The organism is Liquorilactobacillus mali KCTC 3596 = DSM 20444, assembly GCF_000260415.1.
Lineage (GTDB): Bacteria > Bacillota > Bacilli > Lactobacillales > Lactobacillaceae > Liquorilactobacillus > Liquorilactobacillus mali.
Genome location: NZ_BACP01000084.1, coordinates 1 through 1,492 on the forward strand (window position 1 = coordinate 1; position 1,492 = coordinate 1,492).

The following is a 1,492-nucleotide window of genomic DNA, read 5'->3' on the forward strand; positions in this document are numbered from 1 at the left end:
TGAAGTGAACCCACAAGTTTGGACAACTAAATTAAGCTGCTAACTGATTGGCAAGTTCTCGGTATTGTACCGGTGACTTGCCTTTTAGTTTGGTCCTGATTCTACGGTTATTATAAAATTCAATCCATTCAGTCATCGCTTGCGCGAGACTCTCTGAATTTTCGAAGTGTTCATCCATCATCTCTGCTTTCATGAGATGAAAAAATGATTCCATGGCGGCGTTATCTAAGCAAGTAGCCTTACGGGACATACTCTGAAAGGTATGATGAGTTTTAAGCGTTTTTTGCCACTGTTTATGTTGATACTGAAATCCTTGATCTGTGTGTACCGTTGTTCTATAAGGAAGCTCAGGTAATCCATCTAATGCTTCTTTTAGTGGTTTCAACGCAAATTCAAGAGTTGGGTGTGCACTAATGTTAAATGCCAAAATTTCACCCGAAAATAAATCCATGATGGGTTCTAAATAGATTCGCTCACTTTGACTCATCTGACCGTATCGAAATTCACTAACGTCGGCGACGAGTTTTTGATATGGTCGATCTGTCTTGAATCGACGGTGTAACTTATTTTTGGCTATTCTACCAACAGTTCCTTTGTATGAGTTATATTTGCGAGTTTGCTTATTAAAGGCCTGACATGTCCAGCCTTGCTCCTTCATAATTCGGAGGACGCGTTTATGATTAACTTTAAATCCCTGTTCATGCATAACTAACGTTATGCGACGGTAACCGTATTTTTGAGTATACTTGGCATCTGTTTGCCGAATTTCATCAATGGCTTGGATAACCTGGTCATCCTCATATTTTCGTCCCTGACTGTGCTTAGTGTAATAGTACGTGCTACGTGGTACCTTAACGGCTTTAAGGATAAAACTAATCGACGTTTTGAAGACCCGCCTCAGATCATCAATTAAGGTCACGGTTTCTCGTGAGCTGATTTTTCGTGATCTAAGGCATCGAGTTTTTTTAAAAATTCGTTCTCGATTCTTAACATCTTATTTTCTTGCTTGAGTTGCTTTAACTCATTTTTATCGTGGCGTGCTTGGATTTGTGCCGTTGTGGGTTTGGTCACTTTTTTATGTTTAGACATAGTCTTTGGATTTCCTCTCACTCTATTTAGTCCACTGAGCCCCTCTAAATCAAACTTTCTTTGCCATTGCCAGATAGTACTTGGTGAAGAGAGGTTGAAATGTAGTGCTGTTTCTGGAAGCGAAGCTTTGTGCTGTTGTTTCCAGTTTAATACTTCTATCTTGAATTCACTAGAGTATTCCAAATTCATAGGTTTCGGTTTTAATCCTGCAATGCCAAAACGATTAAAGCGATGAATCCATAGGAGAATCGTTTCATTGTTGGCAATATGGTATTTTCTGGCCAATTGAATGGAACTAATACCCGTTAAATATTCTGTCACAATAGAAATCCGTAACTCTAAATTAAATTTAGTCATAGTAAAACCCCCCCGAGATTGTTGTCCAATCTCGGGGGTTCACTTC

2 protein-coding genes are annotated in these 1,492 nt (G+C 39.1%); both read right to left on the reverse strand.

Going from position 1 to position 1,492, the window contains the following annotated elements; all coding sequences use genetic code 11:
• Nucleotides 1-31 precede the first annotated feature (31 nt).
• Nucleotides 32-973 carry an IS3 family transposase gene (locus tag GSM_RS15460; protein WP_198507483.1) on the reverse strand — a complete coding sequence of 314 codons (942 nt, stop codon included), beginning with the start codon at nt 971-973 and terminating at the stop codon, nt 32-34.
• On the reverse strand, nt 916-1,446 hold the full coding sequence (locus GSM_RS15465) for a helix-turn-helix domain-containing protein (protein ID WP_003690415.1): 531 nt from the start codon (nt 1,444-1,446) through the stop codon (nt 916-918). Before GSM_RS15465 ends, GSM_RS15460 begins: the two co-directional genes overlap by 58 nt.
• Nucleotides 1,447-1,492: the final 46 nt, after the last annotated feature.